Consider the following 22,751-nt stretch of genomic DNA (forward strand, 5'->3'; position numbering starts at 1 on the left):
GGACGATGCGGGGACGGTCGTCACCCCGTCGGCCGTCCCCCCGAGGAGGTGGCCCTGATGGGTCTCTGGCTCATTCTCATCATCGTCGGCGTCGTGATGATCGTGATCGGCGTCGCGGTGACCGCAGCGAAGGTCCTCCTGTGGATCGGCATCGTCCTGCTCGTCGTCAGCCTGATCATGTCGCTGGTGAACCGCGGACGTACCCGGGTCTGAGAGGGAGCGTGGGCGTCAGGCCCGCGCGACCCACCAGGACCGGCGGATCCGGTCGAACACGTCGAGCGAGCGACGTGCCTCGCCCTGCATCGAGACGAGCGCCGGGTCCGCCGGGTCCTCGGGGTGCGCCGCGGCGGCCTGCCACATCGCCTGCTCGAAGCGCCGCCACCCGGGCTCGTCCCGCTCCACGACGTCGGTGAACCCGGTCGCGACGAGCTCCGCGCGCACGTCCTGGCGCAGGCGCGGCGACACCCGCTCGTCGTCGAGGTCGTGTGCGACCCAGCCCGTGAGCACCATGCGGCCGCCCGGTGCGACGACGCGGCGGAGCTCGGCGAGACCCGCGGAGAGCGGCTCCGCGAACTGGACGGAGTCGACGCTGACGGCGGCCGTGACGGAGGCGTCGGGCAGCCCGGTGGCGTCGAGGCCCCCGAGGACGAAGCGCGCCGCGACGCCGCGGTCGGCAGCGCGCCGCGAGGCGACGGACAGGGCGACGCGGGAGAAGTCCACACCGACCAGGTCCGCTCCCGAGCGGGCGGCGAGCTCGACACCCCAGGCGCCCCGCGCCCGCAGGCCAGGTCGAGCAGCGTGTCGCCCGGTCGCAGGGCGAGCGCGTCCGCGACCGTCGGCACCGCGGACCACGTGAGGACGCCGTCGGTCTGGACGCCCGGCGGCAGGCCCAGGGCTTGGGCCTGGAGGCGGTCGCGGGTGGGGAACTGCTCGATGTTCGAGTACCAGGTGTCGAAGTAGCCGGCGTCGGGCATCGGTCCATCATGCCGTCTCATCATGCGAACGCCGGTTTGACCAGTGAGGACGTCCGGCGTTTAATTCCGACTAACAAGGTCAAGATTTCCAGCGCGAAGCCCCGGCTTGCTGGACGGCAACCCTCCCGCGCGGCGGGGTGCCCCGGGTGAGGACCTGGTCGTGGACGGGCGGTGACGCCCGGACCGCGGCAAGCGACGCGAATCGCACCGGCAGCGCCGGTGCACGAGAGGACGGACCATGAGCGTTCCCCGCTCCGTGAGCAGCACCCGCACGCTCGCGTGCCCGTCCTGTTGTCGCCGCTGACCTGAGCAGCGCGCCGGCACCGCCGCCGGCCCCCTGACGCCGCGCCCGCTTCCTTCGGCGCGGCGCACCTGAGCGCACCGACGTGCGCCGCTCCAGCGACCTCGCGCACCCCACGCACCCCCATGCAGCGAAACGGACCCTCGCCGTGCCCTTCTCCCGACACGCCCACATCGGTATCGACCTCAGCGACACCGGCGCCCGCGCCGCCGCCTGGCGCGACCACGGCTCGCAGGGCCAGCGCCTCTTCGACCTCGACAAGCTCACGGACCACGTGGCCGTCGCCGAGCGCGGCACCCTCGACTTCGTCGTGTTCGACGAGTCCTTCGCGCTGCACCCCAGCCGGAACACGACGCTGCAGGGGCGCCTCGACGCAGCGCTCGTCGCGGCGCGGCTCGCCCCGCGCAGCTCGGGGATCGGCCTCGTCGCCCAGCTCGACGCGACCCGCACGGAGCCGGGCCACGTCGCCCAGGCCGTCGCGACCATCGACCGCGCGAGCGGTGGGCGGGCGGCGTGGCAGGTCGGCATCGGGGCGCTCGACGACGTCGCCGTCGACGCGGTCGGCGGCGAGTGGGACGGCCCCGTCCGCGAGGTGCCGCAGCCCGTCGACGGGCGGGGCACCCGGTTCGTGGACGTGGACGGTGTGCACTTCGCGGCCCCGCAGGCCGAGCGCGCGTCGCGGTCGCCGCAGGGACGGCCACCCGTCGTGGTCCGTCTCGACGCGACCGACGGGATCGACGCGCACGCCGTCGACATCGCGGGGCGGGTGGCCGACGTGGTCCGCGTCCGGGTCGACGACCGCGGCGTCGCGGCGGCCGTGCGGCGGCGGGTCCGTGACGCCGCCGTCGCGCACGGCCGCGACCCCGACGCCGTGCGTGTGCTCGTCGACGCGTTCCTGCTGCTGGCACCGGACGCCGCGAGCGCCCGCGCCCGGCTGGAGCTGCTCGCCGAGATCGGCGACGTGCGGCCCGAGGCGGGCGTGCTCGTGGCCCTCGGCACGGCGGTCGACGTCGCGTCGCTCGTCACCGAGTGGTTCGCGCTCGGTGCCGCCGACGGGTTCACGTTCCGGCCGGCCTCGGTGCACACCGACCTGCCGGGGCTGGTCGACGCCGTCGTGCCGCGGCTGCGCGGTGCGGGCGTGTTCCGCGACAGGTACCCCCGGGGCGGCACCCTGCGCGGGACCCTCGGGTTGCCCCGGCCGGTGCGTCGCGCCGGTGTCCGTGCGGGCGTGACCGTGCAGCGGGCGTCCAGGACCGCGCGGCCTGCCGCCGCGTCCGGTGCGGGTACGCGGGTCGGCGCCGGTCGCTCGGCGGCCGCCCGATGAGCACCCTGACCAGGGCGACCGCGACCGAGATCGCCCGTGACGCTGGCACCGCGCCCGAGTTCCGGTCGGTGCCCCTGCACCACCCGAGCGTGCGCCCCATGCTCGACGAGCTCGCCGTCGAGTACGCGTCGAGGTACGCGGACCGGCTGCGCGTCGCGGACCTGCGTGCCGAGCTGGAGCGGTACCCCGCCCACGAGTTCGCCCCGCCGCGCGGGGAGCTGGTGCTGCTCGTCGAGGACGGCGGCGCGGTCGCCGGTGGGGCGTTCCGCCGTCGCACCGAGCCCGAGCTGGGGGACATCGCCCGGTCCGCCCGGCCCGGGGGACGTGACGAGCGTGGCGTCCCGGTCGTGCCGACCGCGGAGCTCAAGCGGATCTGGACCCACTCCGCGCACCGGCGGCGTGGCCTCGCCCGGCGGGTGCTGGCCGAGCTGGAGCGCCGGGCGCTCGCGGCCGGCTACCCGCGCCTCTACCTCACCACCGGGCCACGGCAGCCCGAGGCGGCGGCGCTGTACGTCCGCGCCGGCTACACGCCGCTGTTCGACACCGCGGCCGACCCGGAGCAGATCGGCCCCCTCCCGTTCGAGAAGTGGCTCGTCCCCGACCCCCAGCCCACCGAGAGGTGACCGCCGTGTCCACGGTCTCCCTGCCGCACGACGAGCCGCGCACGGTCGTCGACCGCACCCCCGCCCGCCCGACGACGGACCAGCCCCGCGTCGTCGGCGCCCGCCACCCCGGCCGCTGGGTCGCCACCGCCGTCGTCGGTGTGCTGCTCGCGATGGTCCTGAGCTCGCTCCTCACCAACTCGAAGTGGGAGTGGGGCGTGGTCGGGCAGTACCTCACCTGGCCCTCCGTGCTCGAAGGGCTGTGGGGCACCCTGCGCCTGACCGCCGCCGCGGCCGTGATCGGGTTCGGCCTCGGCACCGTGCTGGCGCTCATGCGGCTGTCCCGGTCGCCGCTGCTGCGCGGCGTGTCCTGGGCGTACACCTGGGTGTTCCGGTCGGTGCCGCTGATCCTCCAGCTGCTGCTCTGGTACAACCTCGCGTACCTCTACCCGACGATCACGCTCGGTGTCCCCTTCGGCCCGTCGTTCACCGGCTTCGACACGCTCGACGTGATCGACAAGTTCGGCGCCGCGATCCTCGGCCTCGGGCTGTCCCAGGCCGCCTACTCCGCGGAGATCGTGCGGGCCGGCATCCTCGGCGTCGACCAGGGCCAGCACGAGGCCGCCGCCGCGCTGGGCCTGCCGCGGTCCGTGCAGCAGCGGCGGATCATCCTGCCGCAGGCCATGCGGACCATCGTGCCGACCGCCGTGAACGAGATCATCGGCCTGGTCAAGGGCACGTCCGTCGTCTACGTCCTCGCGTACAACGAGCTGTTCTACATCGTCGGCGTGATCTACGGCCGCAACCAGCGCGTCGTCCCGCTGCTCGTCGTCGCGGGCATCTGGTACCTCGTCATCACGACCGTGCTCACGGTGATCCAGTTCTACGTGGAACGGCACTACGCGAAGGGGGCGCTGCGGCAGCTCCCGCCGACCCCGCTGCAGCGTGCCCGGTGGGGGCTCGGCGTCGGCTGGTCCCGGGTCACCGGTGCGCCGCTGCCCGCCGGCCTCCCGCCGGGCTACGGCTCGCGGTCCGCCCGCAGCGCGCTCGTCCGGACCCGCCGCTCCGCGCAGGTCGGGGGTGCGCGATGAGCGCCGGGCTCGTCGAGGTCCGCGGCGTCCACAAGGCCTACGGCACGCTCGAGGTGCTCGACGGCATCGACCTGGTGGTCCGTCCCGGCGAGGTGACCGTGATCCTCGGGCCGTCGGGCTCCGGCAAGTCGACCCTGCTGCGGGCCATCAACCACCTCGAGAAGGTGGACCGCGGGTTCATCGAGATCGACGGCGAGCTCATCGGGTACCGCACGCGGTCCGACGGTGCGCTCCAGGAGCTCAAGGAGAAGGAGATCCTCCGGCAGCGGACCCGCATCGGGTTCGTGTTCCAGTCCTTCAACCTGTTCCCGCACCTCACGGCCCTGGAGAACGTCGTCGAGGCGCCGGTGTCCGCGCAGGGCAGGCGGCGGTCCGAGGTCGAGGTCGAGGCCCGTGACCTGCTCGTCCGGGTCGGGCTCGGCGACAAGGTCGACGCCTACCCGCGCCAGCTGTCCGGCGGGCAGCAGCAGCGCGTCGCCATCGCCCGCGCGCTCGCCGTCAAGCCGTCGGTCGTGCTGTTCGACGAGCCGACGTCCGCGCTCGACCCCGAGCTCGTCGGCGAGGTGCTCGACGTGATCCGCGACCTCGCGGCGACCGGCACCACCCTCGTCGTCGTCACCCACGAGATCGGCTTCGCCCGCGAGGTCGCCACCACCGTCGTCTTCATGGACGAAGGACGGATCGTCGAGCAGGGCAGCCCCGCCCAGGTGCTCGACGACCCGCAGGAGGACCGCACCCGCGCGTTCCTCGACAAGGTCCTCTGACCGCCCCCACCCCCGATCGCCCCCCGATCGACCCCAGGAAAGCGAGACACCCCCGTGACTGCCCCCTTCCGACGCACCAGGCTCCTGACCGCGCTCGCGGTCGTGCCCCTGCTGGCGCTCGCCGCGTGCGCGGGATCGAGCGCTGCCGAGGAGCCCGCCGGCTCGTCCGCGAGCCCGGCCGCCGCCGGCGGCCTCCAGGTCGACACCAGCCCCGACCAGGACCGCATCCACACCACGGTCGCGGACGACGCCGTCGCGCTGCTGCCCGCCGACGTCAAGGCGTCCGGCGTCCTCAAGGTCGCGACGACGGCCGGTGCCGCGCCGCCCCTCGGGTTCCTCGCGGACGACGAGAAGACGCCGATCGGCAACGAGACGGACATCGCGAGCCTCGTCGCCGACGCGCTCGGGCTCGAGCTCGAGCTCGAGCAGAAGGCGTGGGCCGACTGGCCGCTGGCCCTGCAGTCGGGCGACGTCGACGCGGTGGTCTCCAACGTCACCGTCACCGAGGAGCGCAAGGAGCTGTACGACTTCTCCTCCTACCGCAACGACCAGCTCGGCTGGATCACGGCGGCGAACAGCAAGATCAAGGAGATCAAGGAGCCGAAGGACATCGCCGGTCTCACGGTGGGTGTCGGCTCGGGCACCAACCAGGAGAAGATCCTGCTCGCCTGGAACGAGGAGAACATCAAGAACGGCCTCGACCCGATCAAGGGCGGCGAGCCCGAGTACTACGAGGCCTACTCGGACGTGCTGCTGGCGGTGCAGTCGGGCCGCCTCGACACCTACGTCGGGCCCAATGCGAGCCTCGCCTACAGCGCCGCGACCGCGCCGGACCAGTACAAGGTGGTCGGCACGCTCAACGGCGGCTGGCCCCTGACGGCGCAGATCGCCGTCGCCACGCTCAAGGGCTCGGAGCTCGCACCGGCGGTCACGGCGGCCCTGCAGCACGCGTTCGACGACGGCACGTACGCCGACGTCCTCGCGCGCTGGGGTCTCACCGCCGAGGCCATCGAGAAGCCCGAGACGAACCCGCCGGGGCTCCCCAAGACCGAGTGACCCGACCGGTCGCTCGCGGTGGTCGGCCGGAGTCGGGGGACACCCGGCCGACCACCTTTCTCTCTCGCGAACGCCCGGAGGAGCTCGTGCACGTCGTGGATCACGTCGTCGTCGGCGGCGGTGTCATGGGATCCGCCGCCGCCTGGCAGCTCGCCGCGCGCGGGGCGGGACGTGCTGCTGCTCGAACGGTTCGAGCCGGGCCACGTGCGGGGTGCCTCGCACGGGGCGTCGCGCATCTACCGCACCACCTACGACCGGCCCGAGTACGTGGACCTCGCCGTCGAGGCGCTCCACCTGTGGCGCACGCTCGACGATCCCACCGTCCTCACCCTGACCGGCGGCGTGAGCCACGGCGTGCGGCACGACGGCATCGCGGCGTCCTTCGCGGCCCGACGCGTGCCGCACGAGTGGCTGACACCGGCGGCGGCGCAGGAACGCTGGCCCGGCCTGCGGTTCGAGGGGTCCGTGCTGCACGAGACGGCCACCGCCGGACGGCTCCACGCGGACCGTGCCGTCACCTCGCTGCAGTCCTCCGCGCGCGCGCACGGCGCCGACGTCCGGCACGGCGTCCAGGTGCACCGGGTCGTCGCCGACGGGTCCGGCGTGCTGCTCGAGACGTCCGCCGGAGCGGTCCGGGCACGCTCGGCCGTCGTCGCGGTGGGCGCGTGGACGGCGGGGCTCGTGGGGCCGCTGCTCGGGCTCGACCTGGCCCCGTCGCTGATCGTCACCCAGGAGCAGCCCGCGCACTTCCCGCTGCTGCCCGGCGCACCCGACGAGGGCGCGTGGCCGTCGTTCACCCATCAGCCCCTCGACCCCGCGCCCTGGCCGAGCGGCACCTACGGGCTCGCCACGCCGGGTGAGGGCATCAAGGTGGGCTTCCACGGCGTGGGACCCGTCACGGACCCCGACCACCGGTCGTTCACGGCCGAGCCCGCTCAGCTTGCCGACCTGCAGAGGTATGCCGAGCTGTGGCTGCCCGGCGTCGACCCGACCGTCCCTGCGCCCGTCTCCTGCACGTACACCACCACACCGGACAGCGACTTCGTGCTCGACCGCCGCGGGCCCGTGGTGGTCGCCGCCGGGTTCTCCGGCCACGGGTTCAAGTTCGCACCCGCCGTCGGCCGGCTGCTGGCCGACCTCGCGACGGAACCGGCCGACGAGCCCGCGCACGCCGCACACCCCGCGTTCGCCCTCGCCCGCCTCGCCGGCGCCGTCCGCCCCGCCCGCCTCGCGGGCCCTGTCCGCCGCGTCAGCACCGCCGGCGCCGTCCGCTCGCTCAGCACCGCCCCCCTGGAGAACCGATGACCGGCCACCGCCCCGTCCCGCTGTCCGTGCTCGACCTCGCCCCTGTCCGGGCGGGCGGCACCGGTGCCGAGGCGCTCCGGGCCGCCGTCGACCGGGCGCGGCTCGTCGAACGGCTCGGCTACCGCCGCGTGTGGTTCGCCGAGCACCACCTGGCGGCCGGGGTGGCGTCCGCCGCGCCGGCCGTGCTCGCGGCGCTCGTGGCGGGTGCCACGTCGACGATCCGGGTCGGGTCCGCGGCCGTGCTGCTGGGCTCGACGAGCCCTGTCGTCGCCGCGGAGCAGTTCGGGACCGTCGCGGCGTTGCACCCCGGCCGCGTGGACCTGGGCCTCGGCCGGTCGTCGTTCCCGCCGCCGGCCCCGGCCGGCACCGCGGACGGTGCGGGTGCGGCACCGACCGCCCGCAGAACCCGACCGGCACCCACGCCCGAGCGCGTGGTCGACGGCCTCCTGGTCCCCGCGACACCGCCCGTCGCGTTCGACGAAGGTCCGCTGCTCGAGCGGATCCTCGCGCAGGTCCGGTTCGTCGGGGCGGGTCGCGCCGCCGGGTCGTTCACCGCCGAGCTCTCGACCGTGCTCGACGTGGTGCGCGGCGCCGCCCGGACGGACGTCGGCCGCCCCGCCACCGTCCCCGCCGCCCAGGGTTCGGACCTCGCCCTGTGGGTCCTCGCGTCGAGCGGCGGCGAGAGCGCCCGGGTCGCCGGTGAGCTGGGCCTGCCGCTCGCGGCGAACTACCACGTGTCCCCGTCGACGGTCCTGGAGACCGTCGAGCAGTACCGTGCCGCGTTCCGGCCCGGCGTGCTCGACGAGCCCTACGTGGTTGTCTCGGCGGACGTGCTGGCCGCCGGCACCGCGGCGCGGGCCCACGCGCTCGCCGACCCGTTCGCCGAGTGGGTCCTGTCGATCCGGCGCGGCGAGGGCGCGATCCCGTACCCGGCACCCGGCACCACGACCCGGTGGGCGGACCGCCCCGCGGCCGAGCAGGACCTCGTCCGTGACCGCGTCGACACCCGTTTCGTCGGGACGCCCGACGAGGTCGCTGCCGGACTGGCCACGCTGGCCCGCGTGACCGCCGCCGACGAGCTCCTGCTCACCACCATCACCCATGACCCGGCCGACACGGCACGCTCGTACGAGCTCCTCGCCGCCGCCTGGCCGGCCACGTCGACCCGCCCGCTGGCCACCACGACCGCCTGACGCCAGCTTCCGCGGACCCGCGCGTGCCCTGGGCCGGCCGCGGCACGTCGCTGGTGAGAACGGCACAGGGGGGCAAGACCGGCAGTTCCTGCCGCCCTTCACCACCAAGCACCGGTGTCACGGCCGGCCGGTGGGCCGGGCGGCCGGTGGGCCGGGCGGGCGGTGGGCCGGGCGGCCGGTGGCCGGGCGGCCGGGTGGCCCGGTGGCCGGGCGGCCGGGTGCGGGTGGCTGGTGGGAAGCGGGACGCCCGCCCTCCGGCCGTGCGGCCAGGGGGCGGGCGTCGTGGGTCGGGCGGTCAGATCGAGTAGTCGTCGCCGATCTGGTGGTACGTCCGGTCGTGGTAGACGAGCGGCCTGACGTCGTGGGTCCCGTGGGACAGGGCCCGCACGGACACCAGGTACGACCCGCCGACGGGCGTGCGCTGCACGACCCGGCCGCGGACCCACGACACGGCCCCGTCGATGACGGGCTCCCCGGTGTCGAGGGCGGTCCAGCCGCCGGCGGCGAACCGGTCGATGCCGTGGGTGGCGAACCGGGCGGACACGTCGTCCTGGGACCCGGACAGGAAGCTGATCGTGAGCGTCCGGGCCCGGGACACCGCAGGCCAGGAGGACGACGTGGACGCGAGCGAGAAGGCGAGCAGCGGCGGCTCGGCCGACACCGAGATCACGGAGGTGGCGGTGAAGCCCACGAGCCGGCCGGGACCGTCGACGCCCTCGAACGAGTCACGGCCGTCGTCGGACTCGGGCGAGGTGTCGACGAGCGCCACCACCGCGACGCCCGCGGGATGCCGGCGGAACACGTCCTTGTACTCGTCGGGCGTGAGCTGCGGCTCGTCCTGCTCGGCCAGGTCGGCGTCGAGGGCACGCAGGATCTCGGTGGTCATCGGAGCACCTCCGCGAGGGTCGCGACACCGCCCAGGGAGCGGCGCAGGGGTTCGCCGGCGCGGTCGATCCACCGGTCGACGGCCGGGTCGAGGTCGGCCAGGTCGGCCTCGGTGACGGTGAACGAGCGGGCCGGGACGGTCGCGCCGAGCTCCACGAGCAGGGGGCGCAGGTGCACCTCCCCGACGAGCGCGTGCGCGGGGTTGCCGGACACCACGACGGGCACGGCGGCGACCCCGGCGAGCCCGTCGGGGCCGTAGAGGTCGAGGAAGGACTTGAGGAGCCCGGTGTACGAGGCCTTGTACACGGGCGTCGCGACCAGCAGCACGTCGGCGGACGCGACGAGGCGCAGCGCCTCGTCGACGCGCGGCCGGTCGGCGGCGAAGAGCTCCGGTGCGAGGTCGGCCAGGTCGACGGTCGCGAACGGCACCGCCGGGCCGGACAGGTCCGACGGGTCGGGGGCGAGCGCCGGACCCAGCCGCCGGGCGAGGTGCTCGGCGGCGGCGCGAGTGCGCGACCCCGGTCGGGGGTTGCCGACCAGCGCCACGACGGACGGATGGGGGTGGACCACGGTGCAGCTCCTTCACGATCACGATTGCCGCACCCCGGGTGGGGTACGACCAGGTCATCTCCCGGAGCACCCCGTCGTGACAGGGGTTGCTGACCAGCGAGCCGGGGCTTCGCGCTGGTGCTCGTGACCTCGCCGCGGTTTGTACCAGCGGTTGCGGCGGCGGCAAGGGCTTGTGCGGGATGTCTCGCAGTGCGGACACCCGGAAGGCCGTCCGAGCGGACGGTGCGCGGCACCGCATGGGGCGTTGAGCCGTTCGAGTGGTCCGTTTCCTCCCGCATTGCTGTCCGGTTCGCCCGGTTCCACCATGGGCTGGCCGCGCTCGTCGTGCGGCGACCCGCATGCGCGACCGCTCATGCGTGCCGGACCGTGAAAGGCGCCCCCGTGAACGAAGAGCTCGTCTCCCCGATCCGCCGTGGCGCCCACGACATCGCCGTCGACCGTGAACGGATGCGCCGCCGCCGGGTGTACCGGCTCGCCGCCGTCCTGATCGCCGCGGAGGCCTACGTCATCGTCAGCGCCCTCATGGGCCGCTCGATCGTGCCGGCCGTTCCCGCGGTCGACCCGTTGGTGCTGGTCCCGGCGCTGTTCTTCGCGGGCCTGCTCGGGGTGATGCTCCTGACGACCGTCGGCACGTCGCGCTCACCGCACGTCATGTACCGGCCGGAGCAGGTGGACGTGCGGCTCGACGACGTCATCGGCATCGACCCGGTGCTGGAGGACGTGCGCCGCTCGATCGACCTGTTCCAGACGCACCGCCAGTTCGCGGACCAGATGGGCGGCACCCCGCGTCGTGGGCTGCTGTTCGAGGGAGCGCCCGGCACCGGCAAGACGATGACCGCGAAGGCCATGGCGGCCGAGGCGGGGGTGCCGTTCCTCTTCGTGTCGGCGACGTCGTTCCAGTCCATGTACTACGGCGCGACCGCCAAGAAGATCCGCGCGTACTTCAAGGCGCTCCGCAAGGCGGCCCGTGCGGAGGGCGGTGCCATCGGCTTCATCGAGGAGATCGACGCGATCGGCCTGCGGCGTGGCGGGATGCAGTCGGCGAGCTCGTCGGCCGGCGTGTCGGCCAGCGGCTCCGACCCCCACCGCGGGTCCGTCCTGAACCTGATGACGAGCGAGGGCACCGGCGGCGTCGTCAACGAGCTGCTCGTGCAGATGCAGTCGTTCGACGAGCCCACCGGTGCCGCCAAGCTCGGCGACAAGCTGGTGGCCCGCATCAACCTGCTGCTCCCGGCCCACCGGCAGATCCCGCGCAGCCGCCCCTCGAAGGCACCGATCCTGCTCATCGCCGCGACCAACCGCGCCGACTCGCTCGACCCGGCGCTGCTGCGTCCCGGCCGGTTCGACCGCCACCTCACGTTCGTGTCGCCCGACGCGCACGGTCGCCGGGCCCTCGTGGACCACTTCCTGTCCCGCCGCTCGCACGACGCCGAGCTCGACGACCCGGTCGCGCGCGACCGGGTGGCGGCCGCGACGAACGGCTGGACGCCGGTGATGATCGAGCACCTGCTCGACGAGGCCCTGGTGAACTCGCTGCGCCGCGGCTCGCTGACCATGTCGTTCGCGGACGTCGAGACGGCACGGATCACCGAGATGGTCGGCATCGGGCAGCCCGTCCGCTACACGGAGGGCGAGCGACGCCTCATCGCCACGCACGAGGCCGGGCACGCGGTGACCGCGTGGCTCGTGGCGCCGAACCGGCACCTCGAGGTCCTGACGATCGTCCGCCGCGGCGAGGCCCTCGGGCTGCTCGCGCACGGTGACTGCGAGGAGGTGTGGACCCGGTCCGAGGGCGACCTGCGCGGGCTCGTGCAGATCGCGATGGGCGGCTGGGTCGCCGAGGAGCTGTTCTTCGGTCAGACCACGACCGGCCCGGCCAGCGACCTCGCCGCGGCGACCCGCACGGCGGCGCAGATGGTCGGCGCCGCGGGGATGACGGGCTCGCTCGTGTCGTTCCTCGCGACGGACCGCCCGCTCGTCAACGCCGTCCTGGCGGACGGCAAGGCACGCGAGCAGCTCGAGACCGTGCTCGACGACGCCCGGTCCAGCGTCCGCCGGCTCCTGTCCCGCAACCGCCACCTCGTCGAGGCGCTGCGTGACGCGCTCCTGGAGCGTCACGAGCTGCTGGGCGACGAGATCACGGACGTGCTGCTCGCGGCGCACCTCACGGGCGGCGACCTGCCGCCGGTGCCGCAGCTCGAGGAGGCGTCGTCCTTCGAGCGGGTCCGGGTGGCGGCCTCGTCGGCCGCGCCGACCGCCGGAGGGCTGCGCGGCTCGCTCGTGAACTAGCCTGCGGGCGTGCCCGAGGGTCATACCGTCCACCGCATCGCCCACCGCTTCACGCGCGACCTCGTCGGCCGGCAGGTCGCCGTCTCCTCGCCGCAGGGCCGGTTCGCTGCGGGCGCACGACGGCTCGACGGGCAGCAGCTCGTGCGGGCGTCGGCCGTGGGCAAGCAGCTGTTCTGCGCGTTCGCGTCCGGCGACGTGCTGCGGGTGCACCTGGGCCTGTACGGCGCGTGGGACTTCTACGGCACGGTCTCGTCGGTCGGCGACGGCGACTCCTCCGGGAGCATGGGCGCCCCGCGCCTGCGCCGGGCGGTCCGGATGGGCGAGGACGAGCGCGAGCAGCCGTCCGCCGAGGGCGGTCTGCTCGCGCACTTCCCGCCGGACCCGGTGGGGCAGGTGCGTGTCCGGCTGGCCACCACGGAGACGGTCGCCGACCTGCGGGGGCCGTCGGCCTGCGAGGTGCTGGACCCCGACGCGGCCCGCGCCGCGGTCGATCGCCTCGGTCCGGACCCGGCGACGGCGACGGACCTCGCGGCGGCGGGCGAGGTCGTCGTCGACCGGCTCACGTCGAGGTCCGTCGCCGTGGGCCAGCTGCTCATGGACCAGTCGGTGGTCGCCGGGATCGGCAACATCTACCGCGCCGAGCTGCTCTTCCGCGCCCGCCTCGACCCGCACACGCCTGGCCGGCTCGTCCCTCGGGAGGTCGGGCGGGCCCTGTGGGAGGACTGGGCGGTGCTGCTCGCGGACGGCATCCGCACCGGGGTGATGCTCACGCGGGAGGACCTCGACGACGAGGGCCGGGTGGCGGCGGTCGTCGACCCGGCGCTGCGGCACTGGGTGTACGGGCGCGGCGGCGAGCCGTGCCGGGTGTGCGGGACGCCGGTGGTCGTCGAGGAGATGGCCGGGCGCAAGCTGTACCGCTGCCCGGTGTGCCAGCGCTGACCCGTGTCAGGAGCGCGCGCCGCTCACACCGCGGCTGCGAACACCCGCTCGCCGACCGGCAGCGGTGCGGCGATCGTGTTGGCGCGCGTGGCCAGCGGGCAGCTCCACGAGGGGTCGTAGGCGCACGACGGGTTGAACGCGAAGTTGAGGTCGACGACCAGCAGCCCGTGCGACAGGCCGAGGTCGGCACCCTTGACGGTGTCGAGGAGGTAGCGGCCGCCGCCGAACGTGCCGCCGTCGTGCCCGGCCAGCCCGTCCCGCACGGGCAGGAAGAGGCCGCCGGCGTAGCCGTGCAGCGCCCACACCGCCAGATGCCCCAGGTCGCCGAGCTCGACCGTGCCGATGCGCTCGTAGGAGATCAGGCCGTCCGTCTCGGTGCTGATCTCGAGGCGCTGGGGCTCGGCCGGCCGCACCTCCACCTCGAACCGGTACGCCGGGTCGTAGGGGGCCACGTCGAGACCGGCGAAGAACGCCCGCGCGGCGGCGTCGAGCGGCGACGCGGGGTGCTCGGCGAAGAGCTCGTCCCGGCGCTGCACCCACACGGCGTGGGCCTGCGCGGGGTCGTGGGACGCCAGGTGCCGCACGTCCGCGTACGCCTCCGCGACCCGGCGCCGCCAGTCGGCGACCGCCAGGGCGTCGGCGGCAGGCCCGGGCAACGTGCGAGGTCGGTGGGGCACAGGCCCACCGTGCCACGGACGGCCGGGCCGGGCCCGTCAGCGGGTACGCGCGGACGGGCCCGGCCCGTCGGCGGGTACCCGCCGTCGCAGCGCATCCGGGGCCGGATGCCGGCACGCTGCGTCGTCCCCTGCCGACCGCGCACGTGCCGTGCGGGTTCGTGCGAGGGTGTGCCGCATGGATCTGCGCATCTTCACCGAGCCCCAGCAGGGCGCCACCTACGACCAGCTGCTCACCGTCGCGAGGGCCGCCGAGGACCTCGAGTTCGACGCCTTCTTCCGGTCCGACCACTACCTCGCGATGAGCGGGGACGGTCTGCCCGGGCCCACCGACGCCTGGACGACGCTCGCGGGCCTGGCGCGTGAGACGAGCCGGATCCGGCTGGGGACGCTCGTGTCGTCGGCGACCTTCCGGCACCCGGGGGTGCTCGCGGTGCAGGTGGCGCAGGTCGACCAGATGTCGGGCGGGCGGGTGGAGCTCGGGCTGGGCACCGGCTGGTTCGCCCGCGAGCACGAGGCGTACGGGATCCCGTTCCCCGAGAAGCGGTTCGGGCTCCTCGAGGAGCAGCTCGAGGTCGTGACCGGCCTGTGGGGGACCCCCGTCGGTGGCACGTTCAGCCACAGCGGCGCGGAGTACACGCTCGTCGACTCGCCGGCGCTCCCCAAGCCGGTGCAGCGCTCGCCGCTCGACCCGACGAAGCCCGGCGTGCCCCTGATCATCGGTGGCCTGGGGCCGCGACGGACCCCTGCGCTCGCGGCCCGGTTCGCCGCCGAGCTCAACCTCTCGTTCCCGTCGTTCGACGTGGTGGGGGAGAAGCTGGCGAACGCACGGCGGGCGTGCGACGAGGCGGGCCGGGATCCCGCGAGCCTCACGCTGTCGGTGGCGCTGGTCGTGTGCGTGGGGCGGGACGACGCCGAGGTGGCCCGTCGTGCCGGGGCCATCGGACGCGACCCGCAGGAGGTCCGCGGGCAGGGGATCGCGGGTTCGGTGGCGCAGGCGGTCGACCGGCTCGGCGAGCTGGCCGCTCAGGGCGTTTCCCGCGTCTACCTGCAGGTTCTCGATCTGGGTGACCTGGATCACCTCGAGCTGGTGGCGAGTCAGGTAGCCCCCCAGATCAGGTAAAGCGCCCATATCGCGAGATGGACGGCCGTGCAGTTCGAGACTTTCGCCGTCCATGGGAGCGGTCCCGCCGTGTGCCCCCACCTGCGAAGACAGGCCTCTCACCCGGGACCTCCGTCCCGGTGTGACGGGACGCACTCCACGTGGGCCTCGACTCCCCCGAGGAGGGGTTCGTAGGTTAGAGGCATCCCACAGGGGCGGCGACGCCCGTCGAGGACAGGGACGCAGACCGCGCCCCAAGGTCCTCGCGGCCCGTCGCCTTTTGTGCGCCCGGCGCCAACGTCGCCGTCGCATCGGTCAGGTGGCCCCTCTCTGGGCCGCCCGGCCGTCCGACCGGACGACCGAAGGGGGCTGGACGTGGCAACCACGTTCGACAGGCTCGTCATGGAGCCGAGAAGAACCGAGCAAGTCAAGATCAAGTCGACCGGGATGAACGAGAACGAGTCGTCCCAGAGCCCGTCACTCATGCTGCTGGTCCTGCTGGCCTGCGCTGGGGTCATCATCTACGCGGTGTTCCTCCTCAACCCGGCCAACCGGGGCGACTGGCTGCCGTACGTGCTGGTCATGCTGGCGGAGTCCGTGCTCGTGGCCCACGCGCTGCTGGCGATGTGGACCGTGCTGTCGAGCGGCCACAACCCGCGCGGGTTCGTGTTCCACCACGCGCAGGACCGGCTGTACGACGTCGGCGAGATCCTCCGCGACGGCAACGAGAAGACGCCGTCGGACTGGCGGATGTACCTGCAGGAGTGGCCGATCACCGTCGACGTGTTCATCACGACGTACGGCGAGGACCTGGACACCATCCGCAAGACCGTCTCCGCAGCTGTCGCCATGCAGGGCAAGCACGAGACCTGGGTGCTCGACGACGGCCGGTCCGACGAGGTCCGTGACCTCTCGGCCGAGCTGGGCGCCCGGTACGTCCGCCGGCTGTCGAGCAACGGCGCCAAGGCGGGCAACATCAACCACGCGCTGACGCTCGCGAAGGGTGACTTCTTCGTCATCTTCGACGCGGACTTCGTGCCCAAGCCGAACTTCCTGCACGAGACCGTGCCGTTCTTCGCCAGCGAGGACGTCGCGTTCGTGCAGACGCCGCAGGTGTACGGCAACCTGCACTCCGTCATCTCCAAGGGTGCCGGGTACATGCAGTCGGTGTTCTACAAGTTCGTCCAGCCGGGTCGTAACCGGTTCAACGCGGCGTTCTCCGTGGGCACCAACGTCATCTACCGGCGGACGGCGGCCGACTCGATCGGCGGCATCTACTCCGACTCCAAGTCGGAGGACGTGTGGACGTCCCTGATGCTGCACGAGAAGGGCTGGCGGACCGTCTACATCCCGACCGAGCTCGCCGTGGGAGACACCCCGGAGACGGTCGAGGCGTACACCAAGCAGCAGCTGCGCTGGGCCACGGGCGGGTTCGAGATCATGCTCACCCACAACCCGCTGTCCCGGAAGCGCACGCTCACGATGGACCAGCGGCTGCAGTACCTCGTGACGGCCACGCACTACCTCACGGGTATCGCACCACTGCTGCTGATCCTGGTGCCGCCGCTGCAGATCTACTTCAACCTCACGCCGATGAACCTCACGATCACGCCGCTCCAGTGGTTCCTGTACTACGCAGGCTTCTACGTGATGCAGATCCTCGTGGCGTTCTACACCCTCGGCTCGTTCCGGTGGCAGGTGCTCCTGCTGGCGGCGGTGTCGTTCCCGATCTACACCCGGGCACTCATCAACGCCATCTTCAAGAAGGAGCAGAAGTGGCACGTGACGGGGCAGAAGGGCGCGTACCGATCACCGTTCGCGTTCATGCTCCCGCAGATCCTGTTCTTCCAGTTCCTCCTCATCACGACCGTCGTCGGGGTGTGGAAGGACATGGGGAACGGGTATCCGAGCCTGGCCGTCGCCTGGAACGCGACCAACACCGTCATCCTCGGCAGCTTCGTCGTCACCGCCTGGCGGGAGGGCCGCAAGGCCCGTGCCACCGCCAAGGCCGAGCGCGCACCGCGCCCTGACGCCGTCCCCGAGATCGAGACCGCACTGACCGGAGGTGCCGCATGACCTGGGCCAGCCGAATCCGACTGATCGTGGGCACGATCCTCGTGCTCGTCCTCGCCGCACTGGCGACCTACAAGCTCAACGAGACGAAGGGGGTCGCGGCCAGCGACTCCGCGCAGATCCTCGCGAAGGAGTACACCGTCGGCACGCCGTACGCCGGCCTCGTCGTGGACCAGAAGGTCGACGTCGGCGACAAGGTGACCACGGGTCAGCCGCTGTTCGTGATCGACTCGGCCACCCTGCAGTACGACGTGAAGAACGGGTTCGCCAAGCCGGCGACCGAGGCCACGCAGATCGACGACCAGGGCCGGCTCGTGGTCCTGGCCACCGGTGACGGCACCGTCACCAAGATCGCCTCGGAGCGCGGCACGTTCGTCCAGTCCGCCACGGAGCTCGCGACCGTGCAGAAGGCGAACACGCTCTACGTCCAGGCCGAGTACACGCTCACGGCCAAGGAGTACGCACGGGTGAAGGACGACGCCGCCGTGAAGGTGGTGCTCCCGAACCAGCGGGCCGTCACGGCCCACGTGGACAAGGTGAAGGTCGAGACGGTCGCCGGCGAGGCGCAGGCGGTCATGACCCTCACGGGTGACGCGCTGAAGGACGGCGCCCAGAACGGGCTCGTCTCGGCCGGCACCCCCGTCACGGCCGAGCTGCAGCTGCAGAACGACGGGTTCGTGACCCGCACGGCCGCTGACGTGAAGGGCTACCTGGGAGGAATCTTCGGATGACGACACGCCTGACGGAACCTACGACAGAGGTGCGTCCCCCGCCCGCTTCCCGGCGGCGCTGGTTCGTCGCCGCGGTGGCCGCAGGGCTCGTGCTGGTCCTCGGTGCGGTCGTCCTTCTCTGGGCCCCCTGGGCCGCGGACGACACCGCGTCCGACGGCGACGGCTCCGCCCCCGCGGGCGACGTCGCCGGGCCGCAGGACGCCACACCGCCGAAGGTCGACACCGCCGCGCTCGTCGCGGCGGTGCCGGCCGAGCAGGTCGCCAAGATCGCGCCGGTGCGCCTCGCCGAGGGCGTCGTCCCGCCCACCAACCGCTGGTACAGCGGCCTGGTGTTCGGCGACGAGCCGCAGCCGGTGTTCGCCGAGCCGCTCTCGTTCGGCCTCACGGGCTCGGGCTTCACGCTCGGGCTCCCCGCACCGACGGTGAGCGAGAAGACGATCATCGCGCCGCACGTGCCGGCCGTGACCGTGGACGCCGGGGCCGCCTCGGCCCAGGTGAGTGCCGCGGACCCGGTGAGCGTGACCGTCGACCTGCTCGACGCGTCCGGCGCGGTGCTCGGCCACGTGGTGCTCGCGGAGGGCTCGCCCTTCGTCAGCTTCACGGCCGAGCAGGACGTGACGCTCTCGTCGGCCGTCACCGGCGGCTCCTTCTCGGCGGGCTCGGACGGTGCGGCCACGGCCGACGCCGGCACGTCGCAGTGGGGTCTCGTCGGCGGGAAGACCGACGGGGGCTCGACGTCGCTCGGCAAGGGCGAGTCGGCCTCCTGGTACGCCCTGCCGCCGAAGGCGTCCGCCGCGGCGGAGAAGGCCCTCGCCACGGCGGCGGCCGACCCGGTCACCGGAGTGGACGTGACCTACGGCGTGGGCGACGACGTCGCCCGCACCACCCTCACGTACAAGACGGCCGGCGGCTCGCCCACGGCGTACGTGACCATGCCGCACCACCGCACCGGCGACCAGCCGGACCGCGAGGGCTGCGACCTGGGCGCGTACCCGAGCGTGTACGGGGACCTGGAGCTCTGCACCGGCTCGCAGCTGACGTCGTTCGCGCCGGCGCTGCCGGCGGCCGGCGAGCTGAACCTGGAGGGCATCTCGGCCGACCAGAAGTCGGCGATCGTCGACGCCCTGAAGGCCGACGTCGCGGCGACCCCCGCGTTCCCGTCCGACACGTACTTCGGTGGCAAGGCGCTCAACCGCGCGGCGTCGCTGGTGGTGCTCGGCGAGCAGCTCGGGGTGCCGGACGAGGTGGCCGACCTCAAGAAGAAGACGGTCGACGCGCTCGTGGAGTGGACCGAGACGGACGGGTGCACGCAGCGCGACGCCCGGTGCGTCGTCTACGACGCGGCCGCCGCCTCCGCCATCGGGCTCACGCCGTCCTTCGGGTCGGACGAGCTCAACGACCACCACTTCCACTACGGCTACCTGCTGGCCGCGGCGGGTCTGCTGGCGAAGGACGACGCGTCGCTCGCCAAGAAGCTGGCGCCCGTGATGAACCTGCTCGGTCAGGACATCGCCGCCGCGAAGGCGACGGACGAGCTGCCGCAGCTGCGGTCGTTCGACCCGTACGCCGGCCACTCGTGGGCGTCGGGCACGTCCCCGTTCGCCGACGGGAACAACCAGGAGTCGTCGTCCGAGGCGGTCAACGCCTGGAACGGCCTGGGCCTGTGGGCGCAGGCATCGGGGCAGAAGGCCCTCTCGACCGAGGCCACGTGGCTCGCGTCGACCGAGGCCTCGACGGCTCGGACCTACTGGACGGACCCTGACCTGAGCGAGTTCGAGGGGTTCGACCACACGATGGTGTCGCTGAACTGGGGCGGCAAGCGGGACTACGCCACGTGGTTCAGTCCCGAGCCCAGCGCCATCCTCGGCATCCAGCTCATCCCCATGGGCCCGGTGCAGACGTACCTGGCTGCCGGCGTGGACCCGGAGCAGATCCGGGCGTCCGTGAAGGAGGCCACGCCGCAGGGCTTCGACGTCCAGTTCGGCGGGTACCTGGCGATGTACCAGGCACTGGCCGGCGCGGACGACGCGGCGGCTGCCTGGACGGAGGCGACGGGTCTGCCCGACACGGCGATCGACGACGGGACCTCGCGGTCCGCGACGCTCGCGTTCATCGCCTCGGCGCAGGCACACCCGACCGCCGGTCGCTGACCAGCAGCAACGACCGGCTGCACGAAGCGACGCCCGCTCCCACCGCCCCCGGGAGCGGGCGTCGCCGTGTCTCGGGACGGACGAGCACGCCACCCTCGGCCGCACCACGGACCGGGACCGGTTCGCGCATCTCGAGGCCACGTGGAACCTTGACGCCTGGCAGGGCCGCGGTCCGAGCGGAGCCGCCCGTGCGGGTGATGGCCGGCCAGGCTCGGAGGAGCGACATGACGGAGAACGTGACGACAGGGGCCCGGCCGGATCCAGCGGGACGCCGGCTGCGGGTGGTGGGTGCGGTGTTCGCCGGGCTGCTGCTCGTCGGCGTCGTCGCGTTGACGGTCACCGGCTACCGGGCGGACAACCCGGAGGTGACGCAGTCGACCGCCGAGGACGTGCTGCCCTGGGTCGTGTTCCTGGCGGGGGTCCTCGGCGTCGTCGTGTGCGGCGCTCTGGGTGCTGCGCGCCGGTCGGACCGGGCACGTGCCTAGGTCGAGGGCATGAGCCTGCCGCGAGCGGTCTGCCTCGATCTCGACGGCACGCTGCTGCGCGACGACCATGCTGACGGTGTCGTGCGGGCGGTGTCCGAGCGCCTGGCCGAACGCTTCGGGGTCGACGCCGAGGCGCTCGCCGCCGCGAACGAGACGGCCTGGTGGGAGTACTGGCCTGAGGTCGGCGACTCCTGGATGCGGGGACAGATCGATCCCGAGTCGCTGCCGACGGAGGTCTGGCGGCGTGCGCTCGCCACGGTGGGGATCACTGATGGAGCTGCTGCCTCAGCGGCGCACGCACTGCACACTGCGACCGAGACCGCGGCGCTGCGCCTGTACGACGAGTCCGCCGAGGTGCTCCGGCGGCTCGGCGAGCGGGGTGTCCCGACCGCCCTCATCACCAACGGCCCGAGCGGGCTGCAGCGTGCCAAGCTGGTCGCGACGGGCATCGACGACGCCTTCGACGTGGTGATCGTGTCGGGAGAGCACGGGGTGTCCAAGCCCGATCCCGCGATCTTCGCGCTGGCACTCTCCGGGCTGCGGTCGACGGCGTCGGAGACGCTGCACGTGGGCGACAACCTCGTCGCCGACGTCCACGGAGCACGCGCGGCCGGACTGCGCCCCGTCTGGATCGACCGTGGTACCGCGGCGGAGCAGCCGTCCGAGCGCCCCGAGACCGTCGTGACCGACCTGCGGGAGCTGTACGGACTGCTCGGACGCGACTGAGCGGCGGTTGCGGCGGTGAGCGGACTACCCCGGTCGACGGGACGCAGAGCGCTCACCGCCATGGTGGCGACGACGTGCGCAACCCGCGGTTCTCAGGGTCCCCTCAGCGAGGGTCCCCCACAGTCGTGGACGTGAGCGACAAGCGGTCCCGGCGGCGGCGCCGGTGGCGGGTCGTCGGCGTCGTCGCGCTGGTGGGCGTCCTGGTCGTCGGCGCGTACGCGGCCTACGTCGCCGAGACCGGGCGCCGAGCCGTCGCACTGCCCGAGCCCGAGGGGCCGTTCGCCGTCGGCCGGAGCACGACCACCTGGACCGACACGGCCCGCGCCGAGGAGCTCGCCCCCACGCCCACCGGCCACCGCTCGCTGCCGGTGTGGCTCTGGTACCCGGCCGAGGGGTCCACCGGGGACGTCGCCGCCTACGCACCCGGAGCATGGCAGCAGCAGCACCTGCCCTTGCCGATCGGTGGCGGCGAGACGGCCTTCACCGCGATCACCACCCGCTCGCGCGCCGACGCCACCCCCGCCGACGGGACGTTCCCGGTCGTCGTGCTCGAACCGGGGCTCGGGCTCGCGGCGCCGCAGTACACGGTCCTGGCCGAGGCGATCGCGAGCCGGGGGTACGTCGTCGTGGGCGTGACGCCGACCTACAGCGCGAACACCGCGGTCGTCGGCGACCAAGTGGTCACGGCGTCGCCCGCGGGGAACCCCGCCGCCTTCGACGCAACCGACCTGCACGCCCCCGGCCCCCAGCGCGCGGCGGACCACCTGCTCGACGTGTGGGCGGACGACGCCCTGTTCGCCGCCGGCACGGTACGGAACGACGCGACGCTGGGTGACCACGTCGCCCCGGACGTCACGGCCTACGTCGGGCACTCGTTCGGCGGCGCCACCGCGCTCGAGGCGTGCCGGCGCGACCCGTCGTGCGCAGGTGCCGTCGATCTCGACGGCACCCAGTTCGGCGACGTCGTCACCACCGGCCTGACGCACCCGTACCTGCTGATGGCGAGCGAGCGCGGCTGCCTCACCGGGACGTGCACACCGGCGTCGGACGCGGATCGCAGCGACGAGCGCACCGGCCGGGCGCTGCTGGCCGCCGGCACCGGCCCTGCCTGGACCGTCACCCTGGGCGACGCCCGCCACTTCGACTTCAGCGACTACTCCGTCTACCGGCTCGCCTGGCCGCTGCGAGCCCTGCTCCCGGTCGGCTCGCTGCCCCGAGGGCAGGTCCTGGACATCACCACGGCGATCGTGACGAGCTTCCTGGAGCGCGCGGTGCACGACGACGGGAGCGTGGACCCGGCCGCCGTCGCCCGTCGCTTCCCGCAGGTCACGGTCGCCCACGGCCCGGCCTAGCTGCAAGGGCGACGTGAGGCGACCGTTTCCGGGCGCGTCCGAAGGCGCTGTCAGGCGAGCCCCGTACCGTCGTGGGCGTGACCTGAACGGCGACCTGCTCCCCGGAAACGGCCAGCGGACAGAACTCGGACACGCTGACGTGGATCGGGACCGGCCGATGTGAGC

At 73.5% G+C, this 22,751-nt stretch carries 21 protein-coding genes and 2 riboswitches; of the genes, 17 read left to right on the forward strand and 4 right to left on the reverse strand.

Going from position 1 to position 22,751, the window contains the following annotated elements; all coding sequences use genetic code 11:
- The first annotated feature begins 57 nt into the window (after positions 1-57).
- Positions 58-213 carry a hypothetical protein gene (locus tag ACVW07_RS14485; protein WP_456819937.1) on the forward strand — a complete coding sequence of 52 codons (156 nt, stop codon included), beginning with the start codon at positions 58-60 and terminating at the stop codon, positions 211-213.
- A 15-nt stretch (positions 214-228) separates the two neighbouring features.
- Here ACVW07_RS14485 and ACVW07_RS14490 read toward each other — a convergent pair whose 3' ends face one another.
- The gene (locus ACVW07_RS14490; protein ID WP_456819938.1) at positions 229-852 is read right to left on the reverse strand and encodes a class I SAM-dependent methyltransferase; all 624 of its coding nucleotides are present in this window, start codon (positions 850-852) and stop codon (positions 229-231) included.
- A 199-nt stretch (positions 853-1,051) separates the two neighbouring features.
- Positions 1,052-1,175: riboswitch (SAM riboswitch) on the forward strand.
- Positions 1,176-1,423: 248 nt separating this feature from the next.
- Between ACVW07_RS14490 and ACVW07_RS14495 the strand changes: the two genes are divergently transcribed.
- From ACVW07_RS14495 to ACVW07_RS14525, 7 genes are all read left to right on the forward strand, one after another.
- Positions 1,424-2,599: an LLM class flavin-dependent oxidoreductase gene (locus ACVW07_RS14495; protein ID WP_456819939.1), complete on the forward strand. Its 1,176-nt coding sequence runs from the start codon at positions 1,424-1,426 to the stop codon at positions 2,597-2,599.
- A complete protein-coding gene (locus ACVW07_RS14500) occupies positions 2,596-3,222 on the forward strand; it encodes a GNAT family N-acetyltransferase (protein ID WP_456819940.1) in 627 nt (208 codons plus the stop codon). The genes ACVW07_RS14495 and ACVW07_RS14500 overlap by 4 nt, the downstream gene beginning before the upstream one ends.
- Before the next feature lie 5 nt (positions 3,223-3,227).
- Positions 3,228-4,292: an amino acid ABC transporter permease gene (locus ACVW07_RS14505; RefSeq protein ID WP_456819941.1), complete on the forward strand. Its 1,065-nt coding sequence runs from the start codon at positions 3,228-3,230 to the stop codon at positions 4,290-4,292.
- Positions 4,289-5,056, forward strand: a complete 768-nt coding sequence (locus tag ACVW07_RS14510; protein ID WP_456819942.1) for an amino acid ABC transporter ATP-binding protein — start codon at positions 4,289-4,291, stop codon at positions 5,054-5,056. Before ACVW07_RS14505 ends, ACVW07_RS14510 begins: the two co-directional genes overlap by 4 nt.
- A gap of 54 nt (positions 5,057-5,110) precedes the next feature.
- Complete coding sequence (locus ACVW07_RS14515) at positions 5,111-6,112, forward strand: ABC transporter substrate-binding protein (protein WP_456819943.1); 1,002 nt, start codon at positions 5,111-5,113, stop codon at positions 6,110-6,112.
- Between the two features lie 171 nt (positions 6,113-6,283).
- Complete coding sequence (locus tag ACVW07_RS14520) at positions 6,284-7,417, forward strand: FAD-dependent oxidoreductase (RefSeq protein WP_456819944.1); 1,134 nt, start codon at positions 6,284-6,286, stop codon at positions 7,415-7,417.
- On the forward strand, positions 7,414-8,610 hold the full coding sequence (locus ACVW07_RS14525) for an LLM class flavin-dependent oxidoreductase (protein WP_456819945.1): 1,197 nt from the start codon (positions 7,414-7,416) through the stop codon (positions 8,608-8,610). Before ACVW07_RS14520 ends, ACVW07_RS14525 begins: the two co-directional genes overlap by 4 nt.
- A gap of 295 nt (positions 8,611-8,905) precedes the next feature.
- Here ACVW07_RS14525 and ACVW07_RS14530 read toward each other — a convergent pair whose 3' ends face one another.
- Both ACVW07_RS14530 and ACVW07_RS14535 read right to left on the reverse strand, forming a co-directional pair.
- Entirely contained in the window at positions 8,906-9,496 is a 591-nt protein-coding gene (locus ACVW07_RS14530) for a flavin reductase family protein (RefSeq protein ID WP_456819946.1), read from the reverse strand.
- Complete coding sequence (locus ACVW07_RS14535) at positions 9,493-10,065, reverse strand: NADPH-dependent FMN reductase (RefSeq protein ID WP_456819947.1); 573 nt, start codon at positions 10,063-10,065, stop codon at positions 9,493-9,495. Before ACVW07_RS14535 ends, ACVW07_RS14530 begins: the two co-directional genes overlap by 4 nt.
- A gap of 15 nt (positions 10,066-10,080) precedes the next feature.
- Positions 10,081-10,194, reverse strand: a riboswitch (SAM riboswitch).
- Between the two features lie 252 nt (positions 10,195-10,446).
- Here ACVW07_RS14535 and ACVW07_RS14540 point away from each other — a divergent pair.
- Both ACVW07_RS14540 and ACVW07_RS14545 read left to right on the forward strand, forming a co-directional pair.
- Positions 10,447-12,354 carry an AAA family ATPase gene (locus tag ACVW07_RS14540; protein WP_456819948.1) on the forward strand — a complete coding sequence of 636 codons (1,908 nt, stop codon included), beginning with the start codon at positions 10,447-10,449 and terminating at the stop codon, positions 12,352-12,354.
- Between the two features lie 9 nt (positions 12,355-12,363).
- Complete coding sequence (locus ACVW07_RS14545; RefSeq protein WP_456819949.1) at positions 12,364-13,293, forward strand: Fpg/Nei family DNA glycosylase; 930 nt, start codon at positions 12,364-12,366, stop codon at positions 13,291-13,293.
- Between the two features lie 23 nt (positions 13,294-13,316).
- Here ACVW07_RS14545 and ACVW07_RS14550 read toward each other — a convergent pair whose 3' ends face one another.
- On the reverse strand, positions 13,317-13,970 hold the full coding sequence (locus tag ACVW07_RS14550) for a DUF1684 domain-containing protein (protein WP_456819950.1): 654 nt from the start codon (positions 13,968-13,970) through the stop codon (positions 13,317-13,319).
- A 175-nt stretch (positions 13,971-14,145) separates the two neighbouring features.
- Between ACVW07_RS14550 and ACVW07_RS14555 the strand changes: the two genes are divergently transcribed.
- From ACVW07_RS14555 to ACVW07_RS14585, 7 genes are all read left to right on the forward strand, one after another.
- Positions 14,146-15,090, forward strand: a complete 945-nt coding sequence (locus ACVW07_RS14555; protein WP_456819951.1) for an LLM class F420-dependent oxidoreductase — start codon at positions 14,146-14,148, stop codon at positions 15,088-15,090.
- A gap of 354 nt (positions 15,091-15,444) precedes the next feature.
- Positions 15,445-17,145 (forward strand): glycosyltransferase family 2 protein, encoded by a 1,701-nt coding sequence (locus ACVW07_RS14560; protein ID WP_456819952.1) that lies wholly within the window; start codon positions 15,445-15,447, stop codon positions 17,143-17,145.
- Positions 17,142-17,873 (forward strand): HlyD family efflux transporter periplasmic adaptor subunit, encoded by a 732-nt coding sequence (locus ACVW07_RS14565; RefSeq protein WP_456819953.1) that lies wholly within the window; start codon positions 17,142-17,144, stop codon positions 17,871-17,873. Before ACVW07_RS14560 ends, ACVW07_RS14565 begins: the two co-directional genes overlap by 4 nt.
- Positions 17,870-20,023 carry a glycosyl hydrolase gene (locus ACVW07_RS14570; protein WP_456819954.1) on the forward strand — a complete coding sequence of 718 codons (2,154 nt, stop codon included), beginning with the start codon at positions 17,870-17,872 and terminating at the stop codon, positions 20,021-20,023. The genes ACVW07_RS14565 and ACVW07_RS14570 overlap by 4 nt, the downstream gene beginning before the upstream one ends.
- Before the next feature lie 224 nt (positions 20,024-20,247).
- The gene (locus ACVW07_RS14575) at positions 20,248-20,508 is read left to right on the forward strand and encodes a hypothetical protein (protein ID WP_456819955.1); all 261 of its coding nucleotides are present in this window, start codon (positions 20,248-20,250) and stop codon (positions 20,506-20,508) included.
- 9 nt (positions 20,509-20,517) lie between these two features.
- Positions 20,518-21,234, forward strand: coding sequence for an HAD family hydrolase (locus ACVW07_RS14580; protein WP_456819956.1), 717 nt, complete (start codon positions 20,518-20,520; stop codon positions 21,232-21,234).
- Positions 21,235-21,365: 131 nt separating this feature from the next.
- Complete coding sequence (locus ACVW07_RS14585; protein ID WP_456819957.1) at positions 21,366-22,586, forward strand: hypothetical protein; 1,221 nt, start codon at positions 21,366-21,368, stop codon at positions 22,584-22,586.
- Positions 22,587-22,751: the final 165 nt, after the last annotated feature.

Source organism: Cellulomonas sp. URHB0016 (assembly GCF_054057935.1).